This window comes from Mesorhizobium sp. B2-4-3, from assembly GCF_006442815.1.
Taxonomy (GTDB): domain Bacteria; phylum Pseudomonadota; class Alphaproteobacteria; order Rhizobiales; family Rhizobiaceae; genus Mesorhizobium.
On the sequence record NZ_VFVL01000009.1, the window covers coordinates 141,621 to 166,186 of the forward strand.

A 24,566-nucleotide genomic window follows, 5' to 3' on the forward strand; every position below is an offset into this window, starting at 1 on the left:
TTTTCAGCAGTGGCGAATGGTTCCGCTGCCTCGCTATGCCGTGTCCGTCAGCACGAGCAGGAACAAGCCCAGCCCCAACAACAGGCAAGATGGGCTGTAAAGCAGGCTGTCGTATCTGGCGAACCGCGTGTTCCTGACCCGCTTGAACAGCCCGAAATATCGCGACCAGCTCAACGCCCGCAGGGTGAATATGGTCGCCCACAGGATAAGGGCCATCTTCAGCAGCCAGTGCGGCAGCGGCAGGCGGATCAGGCCGGCGAAACCAAGAAGGAGGAGCAGGACCAGCCCCAGGGCCAGACCGACCGCCAGGGCGCCGACGGCCGTCTCCTTCACCGCCGGACTGCCGTCCTCGCGTCGAGGCAGCGAAACGCCGGCGCCAATGCGGCCGCCGAAGGCCCAGTAGACATGGAATCCGGCCCCAAGCAGCAGCACGGCCGAACAGGCAGTGACAACCGCCGTTTCCATGCCTATCTGCCGGCGTCCGTCAGGCGGCTGAGCTGGCGGCCAAGACCGCCCGTCAAATCGAGCGCGAGCATGCGAAGCAGCGCAATGGCGCTCCACAAGGGCCGTTCCGCGAAAGGTTTGTTGCTGTTGTGCTCAAGCAGGGGATGGGTGAACAACGCGGCAAGGTAGAAGACGGGAATGATGACCAGAAAGGCCCACCACGTCACCAGGAAGGATGCCGCGACGCCGGCGATCGGCGCAAAGAAGAGGCCGAGGTAATGGATAAAGCGGGTTGAAGGTTTTGAATGGCCGGCAAGGTAGCCGAGCCAGTATTCATCGAAAGTTTGCTGATTCATAAGCAGCCCCTGCAGCTATGATTAGCGCGGCAATTGAACTCTCAAGTAAAAATACTGCAATGGTCCTAATCGTCGCATGTCCCGCAAGTGCGCGCGATCTTTGCGGGTGGGTTACTATTTCCTTGCGAGCACGCACCGGCCGCGGCAACAGGTCCGCAGTTCAAATGCCTACGCGGCCTTGTCGACGAGCCGGGCCAGTTGCGTCATCACCACCGCCGATCCCGCCAGGCGTTTTTCGGCATTCGGCCAGTCGCGCATGAAGACGACGCTGTGGTCGGCCCTGATCTTGGCCAGCGAGCCCTGCTCGCCGATGAACTTGACCAGCCCGACCGGATTGGGGAACTCGCGCTTGCGGAAATGGATGACGACGCCCTTGGGGCCGGCATCGAGCTTCTCGACATTGGCCTTGCGGCAGAGCGCCTTGATGAAGACGATCTTCAACAGATGCGTCACCTCTTCCGGCAGCGGCCCGAAGCGGTCGATCAGCTCGGCGCCGAAGCCGTCGATCTCCTCGGTGGTCTCGAGGTCGCCAAGGCGCCGGTAAAGCGCCATGCGGAGCTGCAGGTCCGGCACGTAGCTTTCCGGGATCATCACGGCGGTGCCGACCGCGATCTGCGGCGACCAGCCGCCGTCCTGCGCCTCGCCGGTATCCTTCACCTCGGCCACCGCCTCTTCCAGCATCTGCTGGTAGAGCTCGAAGCCGACTTCCTTGATATGGCCCGACTGCTCTTCGCCCAGAAGATTGCCGGCGCCGCGGATGTCGAGGTCGTGGCTGGCGAGCTGGAAGCCGGCGCCCAGCGTGTCGAGCGACTGCAGCACCTTCAGCCGGCGCTCGGCCGTATCGGTGAGCTTGCGGTTCGCCGGCAGCGTGAACAGCGCATAGGCGCGCACCTTCGAGCGGCCGACGCGGCCGCGAAGCTGGTAGAGCTGCGCCAAGCCGAACATGTCGGCGCGATGGACGATCAGCGTGTTGGCGGTCGGGATATCGAGCCCGGATTCAACGATGGTGGTCGACAGAAGCACGTCGTACTGGCCGTCGTAAAAGGCGTTCATGATGTCGTCGAGCTCGCCCGGCGGCATCTGGCCATGCGCCACCGCCACCTTCAGCTCCGGCACGGATTCCCTCAGGAAATCATGGATTTCGGCCAGATCGCTGATACGCGGCACGACATAGAAGGAATGGCCGCCGCGATAGCGCTCGCGCAGCAGCGTCTCGCGGATGACCAGCGGATCGAAGGGCGAGATGAAGGTGCGCACCGCCATGCGGTCGACCGGCGGCGTCGCAATCAGCGAGAGCTCGCGCACGCCGGTCAGCGCCAGTTGCAGCGTGCGCGGGATCGGCGTCGCCGACAGCGTCAGCACATGCACGTCGGACTTGAGGTCCTTCAGCCGCTCCTTGTGCTTGACGCCAAAGTGCTGCTCCTCGTCGATGATCAGCAGGCCGAGGCGCTTGAACGAGATCGAAGACCCAAGCAGCGCATGCGTGCCGACGACGATGTCGACCGTGCCCTCGGCAACGCCCTTCTTGGTTTCCGCCAATTCTTTTGAGCCCACCAGGCGCGACGCCTGCGCGATGCGGATCGGCAGGCCCGAAAAGCGCTGCGAGAAGGTCTTGAAATGCTGCCGCGACAACAGCGTGGTCGGCACCACGACCGCGACCTGGAACCCTTCCATGGCCGCGATGAAGGCGGCGCGCAGCGCCACTTCCGTCTTGCCGAAGCCGACGTCGCCGCAGACCAGCCGGTCCATCGGCTTGCCGGCGCCGAGATCATCCATGACGGAATCGATCGCCGTCTGTTGGTCGTCGGTCTCCTCATAGGGGAAACGCGCCGCGAACTCGCCATAAAGCCCTTCGGCCGGGATCATCGCGGGCGCTGCACGCATCTGCCGCTCGGCGGCGATGCGGATCAATTGCCCGGCCATGTCGAGCAGGCGCCGCTTCAGCCGCGCCTTGCGCGCCTGCCAGGCGCCGCCGCCCAGCTTGTCGAGCGTCGCTTCGGCCGAATCCGAGCCATAGCGCGACAGTAGCTCGATGTTTTCCACTGGCAGGAACAGGCGATCGTCGCCGGCATAGTGGATTTCGAGACAGTCATGCGGCGCGCCGAGCGCTTCGATGGTGCGCAAGCCGATGAAGCGGCCGATGCCATGGTCGGTATGGACGACGATGTCGCCGGACGACAGCGACGACGCTTCGGCAATGAAATCGGAAGCCTTCTTCTTGCGCTTCGAACGCCGGATCAGCCGGTCGCCGAGGATGTCCTGCTCGGCGACGACCACCATGTCGTCGGTCTCGAAGCCGGATTCGAGCGGCAGCACGGCAAGACCCGCCTGCCCCGGTTCCAGTTTTTCAACGTCGGCAAGTGTCGCGACGGGCTTCAGGTTGCCGAGATGATGTTCGGCGAGGATCTGGCCAAGGCGGTCGAGCGAACCTTCCGTCCAGCCGGCGACGATGACGCGGCGGCGCGCGGCGCGCTCGTCGGCAATGTGCTTCACGACCACGTCGAAGACGTTGATGTTCGGGTCGGCGCGCTCCTCGGCAAAGCTGCGGCCCTGTCGCGAGCCGGCATGGAACACTTTTTTGCTCCCGACATCGGGCGCGTCGAAGACCGTGAAATCGATGTCCTCGCGCGGACCGAGCGAGAATTTGAGATTCTCCGGCGACAGATAAAGCAAGTCCGGCGCCACCGGCTTGTAGGGCACGGCGTCCTTCAGCGCGCTGTCGGCCTGTTTGCGGCGCGCCTCATAGTGGTCGAGGATCAGCGTGTGGCGCTCGGCCAGCGCCTCATGCGCCAGATGGTCGAAGACGACAGGCGCATCCGGCAGGTAGTCGAACACCGTCTCCAGCCGCTCGTAGAAGAAGGGCAGCCAGTGCTCCATGCCGGCGAAGCGCCGGCCTTCGCTGACCGCCGCATAGAGCGCGTCGTCGCGCGAGGGCGCGCCAAAGGCTTCGATGTAGGAGCGGCGGAAGCGGCTGATTGTCTCCGGCGTCAGCGCCACTTCGCTCATCGCCTGCAGCGACATCGACTTGCGCTGCCCGGTGGTGCGCTGTGTCGCCACGTCGAAGACGCGGATCGATTCCAGCGTGTCGCCGAAGAAATCGAGGCGCAGCGCCTCGCTCCAGCCCGGCGCGAAAAGGTCGAGGATGCCGCCGCGCACCGCGAATTCGCCAAGCCCGCGCACCGTCGGCACACGCTCGAAGCCGGAGATCTCCAGCCGCGCGATCAGCGCGTTCATGTCGATCTGGTTGCCCGGCTTGGCATGGAAAGTCTGCGCTTGGATCAGCTCGGCCGGCGGGATGCGCTGCAACAGCGCGTTGGCGGTGGTAAGGATCACCGCGCGATGCGGCTTTCTGGCCAGCGCGATCATGGCCGAAAGCGCATCGAGCCGTCGCGCCGCGGCATCGGCACCGGGCGAGACGCGGTCGTATGGCAGGCAGTCCCAGGCCGGCAGCTCCAGCACCGGCAGGCCGGGCGCGGCGAAGGCGAGCGCTTCGATGATCGCCGGCAGCCGCTGGCCGTCGCGCGCGACGAACAGCACCGGCTTGTCGGGCGCGACCTCCTGCGCCGTCCGCACCAGGGCGAAGGCTTCGTAGCCGTCGGCGACGCCGTCGACGATGAACTGGCCGGCGCGGCCCTTGGGCAGGCCGATGGAAGGAATGAGGCTCATGAATATGCGTTTTTCAAAATGTCATGGTCCGGCGCGACGCCAGTATCTTCCGCAGAACCGCGCAGTCGATATCGGGTGGAACCGGGCGTTCACCGGTGACCATCGGCAGGAATTCGGTATCGGGGATTTCGAGAAGCCTCTCATATTGGTCGATTTCATCGCCGGTCAAGACACCGATCTCAGCGTCGGCGAAGGAACCGAGGATCAGGTCCATCTCGCGCATGCCGCGATGCCAGGAGCGGAACAGGAGCTTGCGGCGGCGGGCGTCCAGCCCCTCGCTTGATCGCTGTGTTCCGGTCATGTCGCCGCATCCCTGTCCAAAGCGGCGCATATAGCGTGGATAGAGGGCGGTGTCAGCCTTGCAAGGCAAAGTGAGACGCCCGACAATCTACCTGAGATGATTGCATTCCTTCGCGCCCCCCTCTGTCCTGCCGGACATCTCCCCCACTTGGAGGGAGATTGGATATCATGTCGGCTTTCGCCAATCTCCAAGGTTGCAAGAGGGCGCCGGCGCAAAAACTGCCAATCTCCCCCCTTGTGGGGGAGATGTCCGGCAGGACAGAGGGGGGCGCGAAGGAACGCGGCCTATCCAGTTTCCAAACCGACGCCACGCTGATGCGTCCCACCATCCTCGATCCCCTGTTCGTTCCGATCACCTCGCTTGCCGGCGTCGGCCCGAAGGTTGGCTTGCTGATCGAACGGATCGTGCCGGCCGATCTCGGCGACCGCGCCGCGCGCGCGGCCGACCTTCTGTTCGTGCTGCCCAACACGATGATCGACCGCCGCAACCGGCCCGGCATCGCGCTTTCGGCCGAGGGCCAGATCGTCACGCTCGAAGTGCGCGTCGACCGCCACCAGCCGCCGCCGCGCGGCAACAGGTCGGTGCCCTACCGGGTCTACGCCCATGACGACACAGGCGAGGTCGCGCTGACCTTCTTCCATGCCCATGCCGCCTATCTCGAAAAGGCAATGCCGGTCGGTGAGCATGTCGTCGTGTCCGGCCGTATGGAGTGGTTCAACGGCCGCCCGACCATGGTCCATCCAGATCATATCGCTTTGGCCAGCGAGGCCGACGGCCTGCCCTTGGTCGAGCCTGTCTATCCGCTGACCGCCGGGCTGTCGGCCAAGGTGCTTCGCCGGGCGATCGGCCAGGCGCTCGGCCGCCTGCCGGAATTGCCGGAATGGCAGGACGACGCCTTCATGCGGCGCCAGACCTTCCCCGCCTTTGGCGATTCGCTCGCCCGTGTCCACCATCCGGCGGATCCGATCGACGTCGCCGTCGAAGGCTCGGCCTGGCGGCGCCTTGCCTATGACGAATTGCTGGCTGGTCAGGTGTCGCTCGCGCTGGTACGGGCAAAGGTGCGACGCCTGTCAGGACGGCCGCTGGTCGGCGACGGCAGCATCGTCGAGAAACTGCGCGCGGCCCTGCCCTACAAGCTCACGCCCAGCCAGGAATTCGCGCTCGGCGAGATCAACGCCGATCTCGCCGATCCCGAACGCATGCTGCGCCTGCTGCAAGGCGATGTCGGCTCCGGCAAGACGGTGGTGGCGCTGCTCGCCATGGCGCGCGCGGTCGAGGCCGGCGGCCAGGCGGCGCTGATGGCGCCGACCGAAATCCTGGCGCGCCAGCATCTGGCGACGATCGCGCCGCTGGCGGAAAAAGCCCGCCTGCGCCTCGCCATCCTGACCGGGCGCGAAAAGGGGCGAGAGCGCGCCGACACGCTTGCCGGTCTCGCCAGCGGCGAAATCGACGTCGTCGTCGGCACACATGCGCTGTTCCAGGAAACCGTGACGTTCCACGACTTGGTGCTGGCCGTCGTCGACGAGCAGCACCGCTTCGGCGTTCATCAGCGCCTCGCCATCACCGCCAAGGGCGATGCGCCCGACATGCTGGTGATGACGGCGACGCCCATTCCGCGCACGCTGGTGCTGACCGCCTTCGGCGACATGGACGTCTCGAAGCTCACCGAGAAGCCGGCAGGCCGGCAGCCGATCCGCACCGTCACCTTGCCGATGGAGCGGCTGGATGAGTTGGTCGGCCGCATGCTTGACGCCGTCGCTGATGGCCAGAAAATCTACTGGATCTGCCCGCTGGTCGAGGAATCCGAAGAGATCAAGCTGATGTCGGCGGAGGACCGTTTTGCTTCGCTGAAACCGCTCTTCGGCGACCGGATCGGCCTCGTGCACGGCCGCATGAAGGGTGCGGAAAAAGACGAGGCGATGCGCGCTTTCAAGCAGGGCGAAACACGCATCCTCATCGCCACCACCGTCATCGAAGTCGGCGTCGACGTGCCCGACGCCACGATCATGGTGATCGAGCATGCCGAACGTTTCGGCCTTGCCCAGTTGCACCAGTTGCGCGGCCGGGTCGGACGCGGCGACAAGCCGTCATCCTGCGTCCTGCTCTACAAGGAGCCGCTCGGCGAAACGGCCAAACGCCGGCTCTCGGTGATGCGCGAGACAGAGGACGGCTTCAAGATCGCCGAGGAAGACCTGAAGCTGCGCGGCGAAGGCGAGTTGCTGGGCACCCGCCAGTCCGGCACACCAGGCTTCCAGGTGGCGCGCCTCGAGTTCCATGCCGATCTGCTCGAAGCCGCGCGCGACGACGCACGTCTGATCCTGTCGCGCGACCCGGAATTGCAGTCCGAACGCGGCGAGGCGCTGCGGCTGTTGCTCTACCTGTTCGGCCGCGACGAAGCGGTGCGGTTGCTGCGCGCCGGCTGAGCGCCGAGCGGCGGATTGGCGAGCGGTCCTTCAAGATGCTCGCCGTTCAGCGTCACCAGCTTGGCCTTGACCTCCGGCGCCACCATGCCGGCCGAGACGATCAGCTTGGCGCCGTCCTCGATCGACATGTCGAGCGGCACGATCTCGGATTTGTGCACATACATTAGGAAACCCGTGGTCGGATTGGGCGTGCAGGGCATGAACACCGCAATCAGCGGATCGCCTTCCTGGTCGAGCTTCTGGTTGATCTCGGTCTCCTTGTCGCTGGCGACGAAGACCAGCGACCAGACGCCCTTTCTCGGATATTCGACCAGGCCCACCTGGCGGAACATGTCGCCCTTGTTCGACAGCACCGTTTCGAAAATCTGCTTCAGCGAGCCATAGATGCCGCGCACCAGCGGCATGCGGCCAAGCAGCCGTTCGCCGAAATTGACGATGGCGCGCCCGACGATGTTCGCCGTCAGAAAACCGATCAGCGTGATCAGCACCAGCGCCACGATCAGCCCGAAGCCCGGAACCGGGAACGGCAGGTAGGTATCGGGATTGTAGCGGGCTGGAATATAGGGTTTTACCCAGGAATCGACCCAGCCGATGAGCGACCAGGCGATATAGACCGTGATCGCCAGCGGCGCGCAGACGATGAAACCCGTCAGGAAATAATTCCTCAGCCGGGTCATGCCAGAGGTCTTCAGGGCGTCGGACATGGGTTCACCGCGGCGCAGGTTGCAACGCTGAGATTAGTGAACCGCGAGCCGGTTTGGAACTGCGAAGTTTTTAAGGGTGCCCTCCATCAACCGGCTTTCAGCATTCCAAATGGAAGCAGCTCCGTTCGCGATTGGCTGCAACACTCTTCCCTTCGTCATCCACGGGCGGAGCAAGGAGCGAAGCGACGCGCGCAGACCCGAGGATCCATTCCGTGACGCCGGCCAAAAATGCCACCCGTCAGAATAGTCCCCTAATCATCAATCCGTTATCGTTCACGCATGACGGGTTATGTCTATATGACAGCAAGCAAGAAGCGCGGCACCATCTACACTGGTGTGACGAACGATCTTGGCCGTCGGATGCCGGAGCACAGGTCCAGCGAAGGCTCGCGCTTTACCGGGCGCTACGGCGTACAACGCCTGGTCTGGTACGAAGAATATTTCGACATCCGCGATGCGATCCAGCGTGAAAAGTCGCTGAAACGCTGGCCTCGCCAGTGGAAGATCGAACTGATCGAGAAGGCCAACCCAGAGTGGTTCGAGCTTTTCCGCGGGACCGGGTGGTAGTGCGTCATTCTGCACCGCTTTGATCCGCCGCAAACGTCACGGAATGGATCCTCGGGTCTGCGCAGAAGCTTCGCTCCTGCTCCGCCCGTGGATGACGAAGTGGGGCCGTTGGCGTCATCCGCAACCTTGCAACGGCAGCGAAACCTACTCCACTGTCACCGACTTCGCCAGATTGCGCGGCTGGTCGACGTCGGTACCCATGAAGACGGCGGTGAAATAGGCCAGCATCTGGATCGGCAGGGCGTAGATGATCGGCGAGATGATCTCCGGCACCTCGGGCAGGATGATCGTCTCCATCGTCTTGATGCCCGCCTGCGCGGCCCCCTTGGCGTCGGTGATCAGGATGATCTTGCCGCCGCGCGCCGCCACTTCCTGCATGTTCGAGACCGTCTTTTCGAAAATGCGGTCATGCGGCGCGATCACGATCACCGGCATGTTCTCGTCGATCAGCGCGATCGGCCCGTGCTTCAGCTCGCCGCCGGCATAGCCTTCGGCGTGGATGTAGGAAATCTCCTTCAGCTTCAGCGCGCCTTCCATCGCCAGCGGGAAATTGGTGTCGCGGCCGAGATAGAGCACGTCCTTGTAGCGCGACAGCTCGCGCGAGATGCGCTCGATCTGCTCGTCGAGCTTCAGCACCTGGGTGGCGAAGCGCGGCGCCTCGGAAAGCTCGCGCACCAGCCGCTTTTCCTCGTCGCGCGAGATCGTGCCGCGCGCCACGCCCGCGCGGACCGCGAGCGCAGCCAAGACGGATAGCTGGCAGGTGAAAGCCTTGGTCGAGGCGACGCCGATTTCCGGCCCGGCAAGCGTCGGCAGCACGACGTCGGATTCGCGCGCGATGGTCGATTCACGCACATTGACCACAGCGCCGATCTTCATTCCGGCCTTGCGGCAGTAGCGCAGCGAGGCCAGCGTGTCGGCCGTCTCACCAGACTGCGAGATGAAGAAGGCCGCGTCGTTGGCCGACAGCGGCATCTCGCGGTAGCGGAATTCCGAGGCAACATCTATATCCACGGGGAGCCGCGCATAGCGCTCGAACCAGTATTTCGAGATCAGCCCGGCGAGATAGGCGGTGCCGCAGGCCGAGAGCGCCAGGCGGCCGATCCTGGCGAAGTCGAACGGCAGGTCGAGCGGCTTCGACACGCCCGAGACGAAATCCACGTAATGCGCCAGCGTGTGCGAGATCACCTCCGGCTGCTCATGGATTTCCTTTTCCATGAAATGCCGGCGGTTGCCCTTGTCGACCATGAAGCTGGTCGACAGCGACTGCTGACGCTTGCGGTCGACCTTGTTGCCGTCGATGTCGTAGATGGTGACGCCGTTGCGGCGCACTTCTGCCCAGTCGCCGTCTTCCAGATAGGTGATCGAGTTGGTGAAGGGCGCCAGCGCGATCGCGTCCGAGCCCAAAAACATCTCGCCCTCGCCATGGCCGACGGCCAGAGGCGGGCCGTTGCGGGCGCCAACGATCAGGTCTTCGTCGCCCTTGAACATGATCGCCAGCGCGAAGGCGCCGGAGAGCCGCTTCAGCGCTGCATACGCGGCTTCCACCGGCTTCAGCCCCTTGGCGAACTCGCGCGCCACCAGATGCGCGACGACCTCAGTATCGGTCTGCGAGGCGAATTTGTAGCCGTCGCGGGTGAGTTCGTCGCGCAGCTCGGCGAAATTCTCTATGATGCCGTTGTGCACGATGGCGACGCCGTTGGAAAAATGCGGATGCGCGTTGGTCTCGTTGGGCACGCCATGCGTTGCCCAGCGCGTGTGGCCGATGCCGATCGTGCCGTCGAGCGGTTCGTCCTTCAGCCGGCGCTCGAGGTTGACCAGCTTGCCTTCGGCGCGGCGGCGGCCGAGCTCGCCCTTCTCGATGGTGGCGACACCGGCCGAGTCGTAGCCGCGATATTCAAGCCGCTTCAGCGCGTCGACGATGAGCGGCGCGACTTGGCTTCGGCCGACGATTCCAACGATACCGCACATGGCGATTGCCCCCGATTCCTTGCGGAAAACCCAGCGTTATCTAGGGATTGCCGGCCTGCCGCGAAAGTCACTTTGCGTTTCGTTCCGTGTCAGCGGAACGGTTCTTTGCCAGTGCACAATGCCAGACTGCGCTTGCAATCCGGTTACCTGAACCGCTCCGGTTTTCAGGGCCCTGGTTTCCACTCGTTCATATCTGACCGAGTTGCAACCGCCTCCGCAAGGAAGCGCTGACGATCATTCCGCCGCTTTCTTCTTCGCCGCGGCGGCCGAGGCGAAGCGCTCGCGCAGCTCCTTGCCCTTGCCGGGGATCGTCTTCTGGCGGGCGCGGCCGAAGGCCAGCGCGTCGTCGGGCACGCTTTCGGTGATGACGCTGCCGGAGGCGATGTAGCCGCCCTTGCCGATCGTGACCGGCGCCACCAACGACGAATTCGAGCCGACAAAGGCGCCCTCGCCGATATCGGTGAAGAACTTCGAGTAGCCGTCATAATTGCAGGTGATGGTGCCAGCACCGATATTGGCTCCAGCGCCGACCCGGGCATCGCCGATATAGGTCAGATGGTTGACCTTGGCGCCTTCCTCGACAACCGCCTGCTTGACCTCGCAGAAATTGCCGACCTTGGCCTTCTGCCTCAGATCGGCGCCTGGCCTGAGCCGCGCGAACGGCCCGACATCGCAGTTGGACGCGACAACAGCGCCCTCGATGTGGCTGAAGGCATGGATCTTGGCGCCGGTAGCAATCTTCACGCCCGGCCCGAACCAGACATTGGGCTCGACAACAGTATCGGCCCCGATCTCGGTATCATGCGAAAAATACACGGTTTCCGGCGCGATCAGCGTCACACCCGACAGCATCGCCTCGCGCCGCCGGCGCGCCTGCCAGATCGCTTCCGCCTCGGCAAGCTCTGCCCTGTTGTTGATACCGAGCGCGCTTTCGAACCCCGCTTCCGTCGCCACCACGTCGAGCCCTTCCGCGCCGGCGATCTCGACGATGTCGGTGAGGTAGAACTCGCCCTTGGCGTTGTTGTTGCCGACCTTGTCGAGCAGCCGCAGCGCATGCTTGCCCGCCACCGCCATCATGCCGGCATTGCAGAAGCCGATCTTCTTTTCCGCCTCGGAGCAGTCCTTCTCCTCGCGGATGGCGACGAGACGACCGCCCTTTTCGATCAAACGGCCGTAGCCGGTCGGGCTTGGCGGACGAAAACCGATGACGGCGACGGCGGCTCCTTCCGCCAGCTTCTGCCGCGCAGTTGCCAGCGCCTGCGCATCGATCAACGGCGTGTCGCCGAACATGACGAGAATATCGTCACAACCCTTTGATATCGCTTCGCGAGCGGCAAGCACGGCATGCGCGGTGCCGAGCCGCTTCTCCTGCACGAAGGTCTCGGCTTCCGGCGCGAATTTCTGCGCCGCCTTGCGCATATCCTCCGCGCCGTGGCCGATCACCAGCGCCACGCCGGTTGCACCGGCAGCCTCGGCGGCCTTCACGACGTGCGCCACCATCGGCAGGCCGGCAATGGCGTGCAGCACCTTGGGCGTGGCGCTTTTCATGCGCGTGCCTTCGCCGGCGGCGAGGATGACGGACAGGCAGGATCTCTGGCTCATGGATGGGCAACCGTATGAAAAGGTTTGGAATCAAGGCACATTTAGCATTGGCGCTATGCTGCACCAATGCGGTTAAATTCCGGTGAGATAGGTTCGGCAACTGACTTTTAATCAGTAGCTCTACCAACTAGAAATCCGGCAATCGCCGCTACAACAGGCCGTGCTTCCTGAACTCGGCCTGCTCGTCGCCTGAAATCCAGCCGAACACCTTCAGGCTGCCATCCCGCCGCTCCACGAGATAATCCACTTCGAAGTCGATGGTGACCAGACTTTTGTCCTTGCGCTCGTAGTCACCAGACCATTCCACCTTGGCCACGCAACGGTCCTGGTCGATTGGGATCACCGAGACATCCGTGCAGGTCATCCTCTTGCTGCCCATCGCCCGATAGGCCTCAAAACCCTTCTTCATGGTGTCTTTCAACTGCTGGCCGTTCTCGCCCGCCATGACGCCGGCCGGCGTCACCGAGACGAAGCCGGTCGAATACAGTGCGCCGACAGCGTCCATGTCGACATTGCCCGCGATTGCGTCGTTATAGACCTTCTCATAGGCCTTGAAGAACGTCCGCACCTCAGCCTCGGCTATCATTCTCGCCTCGCCGGTTGTTCATCGGTCGTTGCGCTGGCTCGCAAGTCCGTAACGCCGGCTTTCAGCCATCGTTCCGGATTGGCGGTACCTACCTCAGCCCAGCCGTCCCAGCACCGGAAAAGTCTCCAGCAGCCAGTAGGACGCGCTCTGCACGCCGCCGGTCAGGAAGAACACGCCGGCGACGACCAGAAGCGCGCCGATCGCTTTCTCGACACGGCCGAGATGGACGCGGAATTTGCCGAGGAACCGCATGAAGGCACCGGAAAACAGCGCCGCGATCAGGAACGGGATGCCGAGGCCCAGCGAATAGGCGGCAAGCAGCAGCGCGCCCTCGCCCACGGTCTCGCGCCCGCCAGCCAAGGTCAGGATCGGCCCCAGCACCGGGCCGATGCAAGGCGTCCAGCCGAAGGCGAAGGCGAGCCCCATGACATAGGCGGCGATCATGCTGGCAGGCTTGCCCTGCGACTGGAAGCGCGCCTCGCGCGACAGGAGCGGAATGCGCAGGATGCCGAGGAAGTTGAGGCCCATGATGATGATCAGCACGCCCGCCGCCATCGCCAGCGGCTCCTGCCAGACGCGCAGCAGGCGGCCGATGGTCGAGGCGCCGGCCCCAAGCGCGACGAAGACGGTGGAAAAGCCGAGCACGAAGGCGAGCGAAGCGTAGAGCAGCGCGCCGCGCGCGCCTTCCTTTGCCGTCACGCTTTGATTGCCGCGGAAATCGTCGACCGAAACGCCGGCCATGTAGCAGAGATAGGGCGGCACCAGCGGCAGCACGCAAGGCGACAGGAACGAGATCGCCCCTGCCCCGACCGCGCTGACATAGCCGATGTCCAATGCCATTTCGTCCGCCCCGATTGTGCTTGCGCCGATATAGCGATGCGGATGGCTCTTCGCCAATCACCATTGTGTGGCACGTCGCCGCTTCGCCAAGGAAGAAACAGCCGCGCCAATGCGTTGTCGGAACAAGCGCGCGATTGCCGCGCGCTCGTTCTCAGGGAGATTGTCATGAAATCGATCGCACTCGGGTTTGCCGTCCTTCTGTTCGGCACCGCCGCGTCCCATGCCGCCGAAGCATGGAAGGAAGCTGAAGTCGGCGGCAAGAAGATCTATACCGACGCCAAGGGCATGACGCTTTACACGTTCGACAAGGACAAGAAGGGCAAATCCAGCTGCTACGACAAATGCGCCGCCAACTGGCCGCCGCTGAAGGCCGAGGCCGGCGCCAAGGCCGACGATGAATGGACGATCGTCGACCGCACCGACGGCAGCAAGATGTGGGCCTATGACGGCAAGCCGGTCTATACCTTCGTCAAGGACAAGAAGGCCGGCGACATGACCGGCGAAGGCGTCGCCGGCGCCTGGCACGTCGTCAAGGCAGATTGAGTTTCTCCCACCGCTGGCATGCGGAAGACTGCCTGGCTGCCGAATTGGTTTGATTTGGCGGCCAGTGATCTTTCCGGGCGGGGCCCGCGCCTCGCCACTGTCTCTCGACTCGACTGGCCGGCATGGGCCTTCCCGGCGCGATACGAGGCGCGCGTGCCTCCATCCCCAAAAAATGTGATCTTTGCCATACACTCTTAGAGTGTATTGCCGATCGCCGCTTCCCAAATTGGCCGCCTCCCCTTGACCGATCGCAAAAGCGCGGCCATGTGAGCGACGAAAAGAGTGGGATTTCGTCGTGCATCGCGGAGTTCTTCCGCCACCTCACAGCTGATTAAGAGACCTCATGGACGTCGTCGTCGTCGAATCGCCGGCCAAGGCGAAGACAATCAACAAATATCTCGGCAAGAACTATAAGGTCCTGGCCTCGTTCGGCCATGTCCGCGATCTGCCGGCCAAGGACGGCTCCGTCCGCCCTGACGAGGACTTCGCCATGTCCTGGTCGGTCGACACCGCCTCGGGCAAGCGCCTCGCCGACATCGCCAAGGCGGTCAAGGACGCCGACGGGCTGATCCTCGCCACCGACCCGGATCGCGAGGGTGAGGCGATTTCCTGGCATGTGCTGGAAGTCCTGAAGCAGAAGCGCGCGCTGAAGGACAAGCCGGTCAGCCGCGTCGTCTTCAACGCCATCACCAAGGCCTCGGTGCTGGACGCGATGGCCAATCCGCGCCAGATCGACGCGCCGCTTGTCGACGCCTATCTCGCCCGCCGTGCGCTCGATTATCTCGTCGGCTTCACGCTGTCGCCTGTCCTGTGGCGCAAGCTGCCGGGCGCCCGTTCCGCCGGCCGCGTCCAGTCGGTGGCGTTGCGCCTGGTCTGCGACCGCGAATCCGAGATCGAGCGCTTCATCCGCGAGGAATACTGGCAGATCGCCGCCATCCTCGGCACGCCGCGCAACGACAGTTTCGAGGCGCGGCTGACCGCCTTTGCCGGCAAGAAGCTGCAAAAACTCGACATCGCCAACAAGGCGCAGGCCGACGACATCAAGGCGATGCTGGAAGGCGCGACCTTCAAGGCATTGTCGGTCGAGGCCAAGCCGACAAAACGCAATCCCGGCCCGCCCTTCACCACCTCGACGCTGCAGCAAGCCGCCTCCTCCGGGCTTGGCTTCTCGGCCACGCGCACTATGCAGGTGGCGCAGAAGCTTTACGAAGGCATGGATGTCGGCGGCGAGACCGCCGGCCTCATCACCTATATGCGTACCGACGGCGTGCAGATGGCGCCGGAGGCGATCGAAGCTGCCCGCGACACCATCGTCAGCGAGTTCGGCGCGAAATACCTGCCGGAAAAGCCGCGTTACTACACCACCAAGGCCAAAAACGCCCAGGAAGCGCATGAGGCGATCCGCCCCACCGATTTCGGGCGCACGCCTCAATCGGTCAGGCAGTATCTCGACGCCGACCAGGCCCGCCTCTATGAGCTGATCTGGAAGCGCGCCATCGCCAGCCAGATGCAGCCGGCCGAGATCGAACGCACCACGGTCGAGATCGAGGCGGTCAACGGCGCGCGCGCTGCCGAGCTTCGCGCCGTCGGTTCGGTTATCCGCTTCGACGGCTTCATCGCCGCCTATACCGACCAGAAGGACGAGGACGCGGAGGACGAGGAGAGCCGCCGTCTGCCCGAGATCCGCTCCGGCGAGCAGCTCGCCCGTCAGGCGATCAACGCCACCCAGCATACCACCGAGCCGCCGCCGCGATACTCTGAGGCGTCGCTGATCAAGAAGCTGGAAGAGCTCGGCATCGGCCGGCCGTCGACCTACACCGCGATCCTGAAGACGCTCGAGGACCGCGACTACGTGACCATCGACCGGCGCAGGCTGGTGCCGCAGGCCAAGGGCCGGCTGCTCTCTGCCTTCCTCGAAAGCTTCTTCGAGCGTTACGTCGAATATGACTTCACCGCTTCGCTCGAGGAGAAGCTCGACGAGATTTCCGACGGCAAGCTCGCCTGGAAGGACGTCCTGCGCGATTTCTGGAAGGATTTCTCCGGCGCCGTCGACGACATCAAGGAACTGCGCGTCACCGACGTGCTCGATGCGCTCAACGAAGAACTGGCGCCGCTTGTCTTCCCGGCGCGCGAGGACGGCTCCAATCCGCGCATCTGTCCGAAATGCGGCTCAGGAAACCTGTCGCTGAAGCTCGGCAAGTTCGGCGCCTTCGTCGGCTGCTCGAACTATCCCGAATGCTCCTACACCCGCCAGCTCGGCGACGCCGCCAATCCCAACGGCGAGAACGGCAATGGCGAGGACGGCGACAAGCTGCTCGGCAAGGATCCTTACACGGCCGAGGAAATCACACTGAGGAGCGGCCGTTTCGGCCCCTATATCCAGCGCGGCGAAGGCAAGGAGGCCAAGCGCTCCAGCCTGCCCAAGGGCTGGACGCCCGAGTCGATCGACCACGAGAAGGCGCTGGCGCTGCTGGCCCTGCCGCGCGATGTGGGAAAGCATCCCGAAACCGGCAAGATGATCTCGGCCGGCCTCGGGCGCTACGGCCCGTTCGTGCTGCATGACGGCACCTATGCCAATCTGGAAAGCATCGAGGACGTGTTCTCGATCGGCCTGAACCGCGCCGTCTCGGTGATTGCCGAGAAGCAGCAGAAGGGCAAGGGCGGCCGCAACGGCGCCACGCCGGCGGCGCTCAAGGAGCTTGGCGACCATCCCGACGGCGGCGGCAAGATCGTCGTGCGCGACGGCAAATACGGGCCCTATGTCAACTTCGGCAAGGTCAATGCGACGCTGCCCAAGGGCAAGGATCCGCAATCGGTGACGATGGAAGAGGCGCTCACCCTGATTGCCGAAAGGGAGGCCAAGGGCGGAGGCGGCAAAAAGCCCTTCCGCAGGGCGGCGAAGAAGGGATAGCGGGACGTGGCGCGCAGGATCTCCGGAAGAAGCCACGGCGATCCGCGCCACGCCGACACCAGGGCCAAGGTCAAGGACGACTACCGTCCCTCGCGTGACGAGGTCCTGCGCTACATCGCCGAAAATCCCGATCGCTCCGGCAAGCGCGAGATCGCCAAGGCCTTCGCGTTGCGCGGCGAGGACCGCATCTGGCTGAAAGACCTGTTGCGCGACCTTCAGGATGAAGGCCTCCTCAACAAGGAGCGCAAGCGCCTCACCCGCGTAGGCGCCGTGCCCCACGTCGCCGTGCTCGACATTTTCGGCCGCGACGATGACGGCGTGCTTCTGGCGAATCCGAGCGAATATACCGGCGCCGGCTCGCCCCCTGTCATCGCCATCCGCATCTCGCGCGGCGCCGGCGGCCCGGTACCCGGCATCGGCGACCGCGTGCTTGCCAAGACTTTCCCGACCGACGATCCGTCAGGCCCCGCCTATACCGGGCGGGTGATGAAGGTCTTCGAGAAGCGCAGCGATGCGGTGCTCGGCGTCTTTCGCGTGCTGAAGGATGGCACGTTCCGCATCGAGCCCGTCGAACGGCGCCAGCCGGAACTTATCGTCGATAAGGAATTCCAGAACGGCGCCAAAAACGGCGACCTGGTCGAGGTCGAGCCGGCGCGGGCATCCCGCTACGGACTGCCCAGGGCGAAAGTACTGGCGGTGCTGGGGTCGCTGAGCAGCGAGAAGGCGGTCTCGATGATCGCCATCCACGCCCACGACATTCCCCATGTCTTTCCGGCTGACGTGATTGCCGAGGCCGAAGCGGTGAAGCCGGCGACGCTCGATCACCGCGAGGATTGGCGTGACCTGCCGCTGGTGACCATCGATCCGGCCGACGCGAAGGACCATGACGACGCCGTCTTCGCCACGCCCGATGCGGACGAGAAGAACCCCGGAGGCGTCGTCGTCACCGTGGCGATCGCCGATGTCGCCGCCTATGTGCGCTATGGTACGCCGCTCGACCGCGAAGCCTTGAAGCGCGGCAATTCGGTCTATTTTCCGGACCGCGTCGTGCCGATGCTGCCCGAACGCATCTCCAACGATCTCTGCTCGCTGCGCGAAGGCGAGGACAGGCCGGCCATCGCCGTGCGCATGACCTTCTCCTCGGAAGGCCGAAAGCTCAGGCATTCCTTCCACCGCGTCATGATGAAGTCGGCCGCCAAGCTCGCCTACCCGCAGGCGCAGGCCGCGACCGACGGCGTGCCCGACGATAAGACGCGGCCGATCCTCGATGGCGTGCTGAAGCCGCTCTGGGACGCCTACGCGGTGCTGAAGCGCGGCCGCGACGCCCGCCAGCCGCTGGAGCTCGACCTGCCGGAGCGCAAGATCCTGCTGAAGCCCGACGGCACGGTCGACCGCGTCGTCGTGCCCGAACGCCTCGATGCACATAAGCTGATCGAGGAGTTCATGATCCAGGCCAATGTTGCCGCCGCCGAGACATTGGAGGGCAGGAAGGAGCCGCTCGTCTACCGCATCCATGACGCGCCGTCGCTCGCCAAGCAGGAATCGCTGCGCGAGTTCTTGGCAACGCTCAGCCTGTCCCTGGCGCGCGGCGCGCAGATGCGGCCTAGCCAATTCAACGGCATCCTGGAGCGGGTGCGCGGCGCCGACAACGAGGCGCTGGTCAACGAAGTGGTGCTGCGCTCGCAGAGCCAGGCCGAGTATTCGCCGAAGAACATCGGCCATTTCGGCCTCAACCTCAGGCGTTACGCGCATTTCACCTCGCCGATCCGCCGCTACGCCGATCTGATCGTGCACCGCGGATTGATCGCGGCGCTTGGTCTGGGTCCCGGCGGCTTGACGCAGCAGGAGGCGGACAGGCTGGAAGAGGCCGCCGCGCTGATCTCGGCCACGGAACGCCGCGCCATGGCCGCCGAGCGCGATACGGTCGACCGGCTGATCGCCGCCTATCTCGCCGAGCGCGTCAACGACACGTTCGACGCGCGCATCTCCGGCGTCACCAAGGCGGGACTCTTTGTCCAATTGCCGCAGTATGGCGCCGACGGCTTTATTCCGGTGTCAACTCTGGGCGGTGACTACTATATCTACGATGAAACCACCCGATCGCTGTTCGGGGAACGCACCGGCAAGGGCTTTCAGCTTGCCGACCGCGTCGAAGTCCGGCTGGTCGAGGTCGCGCCGATGGCCGGTGCGATGCGTTTCGAGATGCTGACCGACCCGAAGCCGCTGCCAGGCTCGAAGCGGTCGTTCCACAAGGCCAAAGGCCGCGCCCGCGCGTCGCAATCGCGCGTCGGTCCGCGCGGCAGGAGAAGATGATGCCAGGCGATTTGCGGGTGGAAGAACAGGTTTTCGGCGGCGAGCACCACTCAGGCCGCGTCGCGCGTCCGCTGTGGACGGCGATCAAGCGCGGCATGCTCGGCCGCTGCCCGCATTGCGGCAAGGGAAAGCTGTTCCACGCTTTCGTGAAGCCCGTGGACAAGTGCGAGGTCTGCGGCGAGGAACTGCACCACCATCGCGCGGACGACCTGCCTGCCTATCTGGTCATCGTCATCGTCGGCCATATCGTGGTTGGCTCGTTCATGGCGGTGGAGGCCACCACCACGCTCTCGACCTGGCAGCACGCGCTGATCTGGGTGCCGTTGACCATCATTCTCGCGCTCGTGCTGCTGCAGCCGGTCAAGGGCGCCGTCATCGGCCTGCAATGGGCGCTTTATATGCACGGCTTCGGCGACGAGAAAAACGAATTCGAGAGCCATTGATAAGCCAGGCCGCACCGCTGTCGGCCCTGGTGCAAAGGCCGCGACGCGCAAGCCACTTTCGCATTCGAGAACTTTCCGCTAGGTCGAGCGCATGGAAGGAATGACCAAGGCGGATGTCGACAAGCTCGATAAGGGCTTGGCCGTGCGCAGCGGCCGGGCGTTGCGTCCACGCGATGCCGCAACCCTCATTCTGCTCGATCGCCGGGGCAAGGACGTTCTGGTGCTGATGGGCCGGCGCCATGCCGGGCACGCCTTCATGCCCGGGAAATTCGTCTTCCCCGGCGGCCGCACCGATCCCGCCGACAGCCGCATTCCCGTCGCCGCCCCTCTGCCCGATGAAGAAGAGAGCAGGTTGGTCTCAGGCCCTGGCCGCGCCAGCGCGGCGCGGGCGCGGGCAATCGCCCTGTCGGCGATTCGCGAGACCTATGAGGAAGCCGGCCTGCTGATCGGCCGCAAGGGCGCCTTCTCGACCGCGAAGCGCGACTGGCAGGGTTTCGCCGAACATGGCGTGGTCCCCTCGCTGGACGTGCTCCGCTTCATCGCCCGCGCCATCACCCCGCCCAATCGCGTGCGCCGTTTCGATACGCGTTTCTTCAGCGCCTGGCGCCGCGACGTTGCCGTGGAGTTGCCCGGCGGCGGCCCGACCAACGAGTTGGAGGAACTCGTCTGGCTGCCGCTCGCCGATGCCCGCAAGGCCGACATCCCCGACATTACCGGCATGATCCTGGAAGAACTGGAAAGTCGGCTTGCCGACGATCCCTTGCTGCGGCCGGGGGGCGCCGTGCCGTTCTTCCGGCTCGTCCGCAACCGCTTCGTCCGCGAAGTCCTTTAGAAGTAGAGCATTTTGATCCCATGACGGTCGATACCCAACAACAGGGCGACGAACGCGTACACTGGTTGCCGATGATCGCGGCGATCTCCTCGATCAGCGTCGTCGGCATCGCCATCGGCCTCGGCATGCCGCTGCTCAGCGTCATTCTGGAAAGCCGCGGCCATTCCGCTTCGATGATCGGTCTCAACACGGCCGTCGCCGGTCTCGCCTCGATTGCCGGCGCGCCGCTCGCCACCCCGCTTGCCATGCGGCTCGGCGTCGCCTGGACGATGCTGTTGATGATTGCCATCGGCGCGCTCGCCTTTGTCGGCTTCCATTTCGCGCCGGACTTCTGGATGTGGTTTCCGCTCCGCGTCGCCCTGCATATCTCGTTGACGGTGCTGTTCATCCTGTCGGAATTCTGGATCAGCACCTCCGCCCCGCCGAACCGGCGCGGCCTTGTGCTTGGCATCTACGCCACCGTGCTGTCGCTCGGCTTCGCCGCCGGGCCATGGCTGTTCGCCCATCTCGGCAGCACGGGCTTCCTGCCTTTCGGCGTCACCATAGCGCTGGTGACGCTTGCCGCCATTCCGGTGCTGGCGGCCCGCAACGAGAGCCCGACAATCGTCGCCGACAGCGAGACCAGCCATTTCCTGCGCTACATCTGGCTGGTGCCGACCGCGACCTTCGCCGTGCTTGTTTTCGGCGCCGTCGAGACCGGCGGTTTCTCGCTTTTCCCCGTCTATGGCAGCCGTATCGGCTATTCGGAAGCCGACGCCGCGTTGCTCCTGACAATGATCGGGCTCGGCAATGTGCTTCTGCAGATCCCGATCGGCATGATCAGCGACCGCGTTTCCGACCGGCGCTACCTGCTGCTGGCCTGCGCCACGGTCGGCCTCATCGGCACGGTCTTCATGCCGTTCTTCGCACAGAACTGGCATCTGATGGCGGCCCTCCTATTCGTCTGGGGCGGCGTCGTCGCCGCCATGTACACGATCGGCCTTGCCCATCTCGGCTCGCAGCTGTCCGGCCATGAACTGGCATCCGCCAATGCTGCCTTCGTGCTTTGCTATGGCGTCGGCATGGTGCTGGGTCCGCAGGCGATCGGCATCGGCATGGATGCCTTCGGCCCATCCGGCTTCGGCTGGTCGCTAGCCTTTTTCTTCGCTGCCTACATGGCTCTGATCCTGGTCAGGCTGGTGCGCAAGATTCTGTAGGGTGTGTTGAGATTCAGGTCAGGCCAAGCCGAAAATGATGGCTTTCGAGAACCGGAGCGGAGCGGACATTCGGGTCCGTGAGCACCGGAAGCGCAGAAAACCATAATTTGCAGGCTGGCATCACCTGAATATCAACACACCCCAGGCAAATGCCGCCGAAGCGTCGGCCATCCTGACATCACCGTGTCAGCAGCACCCCTGCTATACCCTGTCTCCAGCGCCAAGTAGGAGAATTGCGATGGTCGACAGCGGCTTTGAAACCAGATCCCTCAGGATGGAACTGCTTCTGCTCGTCACATTCCAGGCGCCGGCCGCCGATGTCGAGCGCATCATGGAGGCCGTGGTGGCGATCACGCCGCTGCGCATGGGCAAGTATGACGCCAACGCCTATCAATCGGCGCAAGGCATCGAGCGCTACCGGCCGCTCGAGGGCGCCGCCGCCGGCGCCGAGACAGAACTGCGCCGGCGGCCCGGCACCGTCGAAGTGTCGTTCGAGATCGCCGACGACCAGGCGCTCGCCGCCCGTGTCGTCGAGGCGATATTTCAGGCCCATTCCTATCAGGAGCCCGTCATTCGCATCCAGCCGCTGCTCGCCAGTCGTTCCAAGGGTCTTGACGACCGCGCCAATCCCAACCGCTGGTGGAACACCACGGGCGATTGGAAAAAAACGGCTCAGCGGATCGGCGAGAACGCCTGAAGCGGCGAAGGCGCCCGGGCTTGACTTTCCGGGCGCGTTCTTTATGTGTCGCGCCAAGTTTCCCGCGTCCGGGTGTTTTCCCCGTGCTTCAGCGGCCAAAACTCCACGAACATTAACGGACGAAAATCATGGCCAAAGCCGCAAACATCAAGATCAAGCTTCTGTCGACCGCCGACACCGGGTTCTTCTACGTCACCAGCAAGAACAGCCGTACCAAGACGGACAAGCTCTCGTTCCGCAAATACGATCCGGTCGCCAAGAAGCACGTCGAATTCAAGGAAACCAAGATCAAGTAATCTGGTTATCCCGAGAAATCAAACGCCGCCCTCTGGGCGGCGTTTTTGTTTTAGGAACGACCGGACGACAAAGGAGCCACGATCAAGCACGAGCTTCCGATGTCGGTTTTTGAGAAAAGGGGGCCGGTCGGCGTTTGGCAGCGGTACGAGGAGGCCACTATGTGCCAGCGCCGGCCGGCCGACCCCACGGACCCAGGAGATGCGGCGGACCTGAGCATCATGGGGTATTTTTGGATCGAGCCGACTAGTCTACCCTCGTGCCGGCTTCGTCTTCTGTCTATGCGTCGCAGATTTGCGCAAGAACTTATAAAAATCAACCATTTCTTAACCACCGCTCGCGAATCGCTTGGGTTAAGGTAAATTCGTAACCCTGTTGTGGCGCTCGAGAATCGACGCCTTTTGCCGAGCATGTCTCCAGACGTGGAACCCGGTTTCGGGACAAAGGTAGGCGCGGACCGGGTCTGAAAGATCGCGACCCGCTTTAGGCAGCCTTGGCGACCACCCGGTTGCGGCCGGCGCTTTTGGCCTCGTAGAGCGCCAGGTCGGCGCGCTTCATCAGCGCGGCGACGCTGTCTGTCCCTTTCAGGACCGACGACACCCCGACGCTGACCGTGACCTCGATCATCTTGCCGTCGTTGCCGATCGCGAAAGGCGCCTGCGCGATCTCGGCGCGGATGCGCTCGGCCACCTTCTCGGCGACCGCGCCGTCGGTGTCCGGCATCACCACGACGAACTCCTCGCCGCCAAAGCGGCAGGCGAGATCGATGCCGCGCACATTCTTGCGCAGCCGCCGGGCGAATTCGCGCAGCACGTCGTCGCCGCCGTCATGGCCATGGGTGTCGTTGATCGACTTGAAGCGATCGAGATCGGTGATCATCACCGACAGTGGCCGCCGCCGCGCCACGGCGCGGTCGAACAGCGTCTGCAGATGGCTGTCGAGGTAGCGCCGGTTGTGCAGCCCGGTCAGCCCGTCGATCACCGCCATCTCGATCGTCTGGGCGACGCTGGCGCGCAATTGGTCGTTGTAGCGCTTGCGCCGCACCTGTGTGCGCAGGCGCGCCGTCAGCTCGTGCTGGTCGATCGGCCGGATCAGGTAGTCGTTGATGCCGAGTTCCAGGCCACGCAGGATGCGGCCCTCCTCGCCCTCGTCGGCGAGCAGCATTATCGGCAGGAAGCGGGTGCGGTCGAGCGAACGCAGCTGCGAGCAGAGCCTCAGCGCATCGAAGTCCGAGAAGGCAGTCGAGATCAGCACGCATTCATACGCTGTCTCGGCCGCCTGGAAGAACCCCGCATTGGGGTCGGTCGCGATATCGAGCTCGGCGCTGTTGCGCAGCATCTTCTGGATGCGTTCGACGGAAGATTTGCGCTCGTCGATAAGCAGCACCCTCGGCTTGGCGTCCTCGGTCGCGAAATCGCGGCTCAGAAGCTCTTCGATGCCGATATTGCGCGTGGTCGAGGCCCGCAGCCGCAATTCGTCGGTCAGCGACTTCAGCCTGACCAGGCTCTTGACGCGCGTCATCAGCTGCAGGTCGTTGACAGGCTTGGTCAGGAAATCGTCAGCGCCTGCCTCAAGGCCGCGCACCCGGTCCGACACCTGATCGAGCGCGGTGATCATGACGACGGGGATATGCGAGGTCGCCGGATCGCTCTTCAGGCGCTTGCAGACCTCGAACCCGTCCATGTCCGGCATCATCACATCGAGCAGCACGACGTCGACCTTGCCGTTCTCGCAGGTCTCGATCGCATCCAGGCCGTTATTGGCCGTCAGCACCTCGAAATACTCGGCAAGCAGCCGAACCTCCAGCAGCCGCACATTGGCGGGGATATCGTCGACGACGAGGATCCGCGCGGTCATCTCAAGGCTCCGGTTCTGCTGGT

General features: G+C 64.2%; 20 protein-coding genes. 10 read left to right on the top strand and 10 right to left on the bottom strand.

The window, feature by feature from the left end:
- Positions 1 to 33: 33 nt before the first annotated feature.
- The 4 genes from FJ956_RS12195 to FJ956_RS12210 form a co-directional block, all read right to left on the bottom strand.
- Positions 34 to 465 carry a DUF3995 domain-containing protein gene (locus FJ956_RS12195; RefSeq protein WP_140684972.1) on the bottom strand — a complete coding sequence of 144 codons (432 nt, stop codon included), beginning with the start codon at positions 463 to 465 and terminating at the stop codon, positions 34 to 36.
- Positions 466 to 467: 2 nt separating this feature from the next.
- Positions 468 to 800 (bottom strand): Mpo1-like protein, encoded by a 333-nt coding sequence (locus tag FJ956_RS12200; RefSeq protein WP_140684971.1) that lies wholly within the window; start codon positions 798 to 800, stop codon positions 468 to 470.
- Between the two features lie 168 nt (positions 801 to 968).
- Positions 969 to 4,466 (bottom strand): transcription-repair coupling factor, encoded by a 3,498-nt coding sequence (gene mfd, locus FJ956_RS12205; protein WP_140684970.1) that lies wholly within the window; start codon positions 4,464 to 4,466, stop codon positions 969 to 971.
- A 13-nt stretch (positions 4,467 to 4,479) separates the two neighbouring features.
- Positions 4,480 to 4,767 carry a succinate dehydrogenase assembly factor 2 gene (locus tag FJ956_RS12210; RefSeq protein ID WP_140684969.1) on the bottom strand — a complete coding sequence of 96 codons (288 nt, stop codon included), beginning with the start codon at positions 4,765 to 4,767 and terminating at the stop codon, positions 4,480 to 4,482.
- A 314-nt stretch (positions 4,768 to 5,081) separates the two neighbouring features.
- Between FJ956_RS12210 and recG the strand changes: the two genes are divergently transcribed.
- The gene (gene recG, locus FJ956_RS12220) at positions 5,082 to 7,190 is read left to right on the top strand and encodes an ATP-dependent DNA helicase RecG (RefSeq protein WP_140684244.1); all 2,109 of its coding nucleotides are present in this window, start codon (positions 5,082 to 5,084) and stop codon (positions 7,188 to 7,190) included.
- Here recG and FJ956_RS12225 read toward each other — a convergent pair.
- Positions 7,142 to 7,894, bottom strand: a complete 753-nt coding sequence (locus tag FJ956_RS12225) for a DUF502 domain-containing protein (protein WP_140684242.1) — start codon at positions 7,892 to 7,894, stop codon at positions 7,142 to 7,144. The genes recG and FJ956_RS12225 overlap by 49 nt on opposite strands.
- A 279-nt stretch (positions 7,895 to 8,173) precedes the next feature.
- Between FJ956_RS12225 and FJ956_RS12230 the strand changes: the two genes are divergently transcribed.
- Positions 8,174 to 8,461 (top strand): GIY-YIG nuclease family protein, encoded by a 288-nt coding sequence (locus FJ956_RS12230; RefSeq protein ID WP_140684240.1) that lies wholly within the window; start codon positions 8,174 to 8,176, stop codon positions 8,459 to 8,461.
- Positions 8,462 to 8,605: 144 nt separating this feature from the next.
- Here FJ956_RS12230 and glmS read toward each other — a convergent pair whose 3' ends face one another.
- The 4 genes from glmS to FJ956_RS12250 all read right to left on the bottom strand — a co-directional run bounded on the left by glmS (position 8,606) and on the right by FJ956_RS12250 (position 13,457).
- Complete coding sequence (gene glmS / locus FJ956_RS12235) at positions 8,606 to 10,429, bottom strand: glutamine--fructose-6-phosphate transaminase (isomerizing) (protein WP_140684238.1); 1,824 nt, start codon at positions 10,427 to 10,429, stop codon at positions 8,606 to 8,608.
- 234 nt (positions 10,430 to 10,663) lie between these two features.
- Positions 10,664 to 12,031 carry a bifunctional UDP-N-acetylglucosamine diphosphorylase/glucosamine-1-phosphate N-acetyltransferase GlmU gene (glmU, locus tag FJ956_RS12240; RefSeq protein WP_140684236.1) on the bottom strand — a complete coding sequence of 456 codons (1,368 nt, stop codon included), beginning with the start codon at positions 12,029 to 12,031 and terminating at the stop codon, positions 10,664 to 10,666.
- A gap of 148 nt (positions 12,032 to 12,179) precedes the next feature.
- The gene (locus FJ956_RS12245; protein ID WP_140684235.1) at positions 12,180 to 12,617 is read right to left on the bottom strand and encodes a nuclear transport factor 2 family protein; all 438 of its coding nucleotides are present in this window, start codon (positions 12,615 to 12,617) and stop codon (positions 12,180 to 12,182) included.
- Between the two features lie 93 nt (positions 12,618 to 12,710).
- The gene (locus tag FJ956_RS12250) at positions 12,711 to 13,457 is read right to left on the bottom strand and encodes a cytochrome c biogenesis CcdA family protein (RefSeq protein ID WP_140684233.1); all 747 of its coding nucleotides are present in this window, start codon (positions 13,455 to 13,457) and stop codon (positions 12,711 to 12,713) included.
- A 165-nt stretch (positions 13,458 to 13,622) separates the two neighbouring features.
- On the opposite strand from FJ956_RS12250, the gene FJ956_RS12255 reads away from it, so the two are divergent.
- The 8 genes from FJ956_RS12255 (at position 13,623) to rpmG (ending at position 22,688) form a co-directional block, all read left to right on the top strand.
- On the top strand, positions 13,623 to 14,000 hold the full coding sequence (locus tag FJ956_RS12255) for a hypothetical protein (RefSeq protein ID WP_140684231.1): 378 nt from the start codon (positions 13,623 to 13,625) through the stop codon (positions 13,998 to 14,000).
- A 343-nt stretch (positions 14,001 to 14,343) separates the two neighbouring features.
- Positions 14,344 to 16,911 carry a type I DNA topoisomerase gene (gene topA / locus FJ956_RS12260; RefSeq protein ID WP_140684229.1) on the top strand — a complete coding sequence of 856 codons (2,568 nt, stop codon included), beginning with the start codon at positions 14,344 to 14,346 and terminating at the stop codon, positions 16,909 to 16,911.
- 6 nt (positions 16,912 to 16,917) lie between these two features.
- A complete protein-coding gene (gene rnr, locus FJ956_RS12265; protein WP_140684227.1) occupies positions 16,918 to 19,224 on the top strand; it encodes a ribonuclease R in 2,307 nt (768 codons plus the stop codon).
- Positions 19,224 to 19,667, top strand: a complete 444-nt coding sequence (locus FJ956_RS12270; protein WP_140684225.1) for a DUF983 domain-containing protein — start codon at positions 19,224 to 19,226, stop codon at positions 19,665 to 19,667. The genes rnr and FJ956_RS12270 overlap by 1 nt, the downstream gene beginning before the upstream one ends.
- Positions 19,668 to 19,758: 91 nt before the next feature.
- Complete coding sequence (locus FJ956_RS12275) at positions 19,759 to 20,499, top strand: NUDIX hydrolase (protein WP_140684223.1); 741 nt, start codon at positions 19,759 to 19,761, stop codon at positions 20,497 to 20,499.
- Between the two features lie 20 nt (positions 20,500 to 20,519).
- A complete protein-coding gene (locus FJ956_RS12280; protein ID WP_140684221.1) occupies positions 20,520 to 21,695 on the top strand; it encodes an MFS transporter in 1,176 nt (391 codons plus the stop codon).
- Positions 21,696 to 21,933: 238 nt separating this feature from the next.
- Entirely contained in the window at positions 21,934 to 22,392 is a 459-nt protein-coding gene (locus FJ956_RS12285) for a hypothetical protein (RefSeq protein ID WP_140684219.1), read from the top strand.
- Positions 22,393 to 22,520: 128 nt separating this feature from the next.
- Entirely contained in the window at positions 22,521 to 22,688 is a 168-nt protein-coding gene (gene rpmG, locus FJ956_RS12290) for a 50S ribosomal protein L33 (RefSeq protein ID WP_006201775.1), read from the top strand.
- A gap of 481 nt (positions 22,689 to 23,169) precedes the next feature.
- Here the strand turns inward: rpmG and FJ956_RS12300 are convergent, their stop codons facing one another.
- A complete protein-coding gene (locus FJ956_RS12300; protein WP_140684217.1) occupies positions 23,170 to 24,543 on the bottom strand; it encodes a PleD family two-component system response regulator in 1,374 nt (457 codons plus the stop codon).
- Positions 24,544 to 24,566 lie beyond the last annotated feature (23 nt).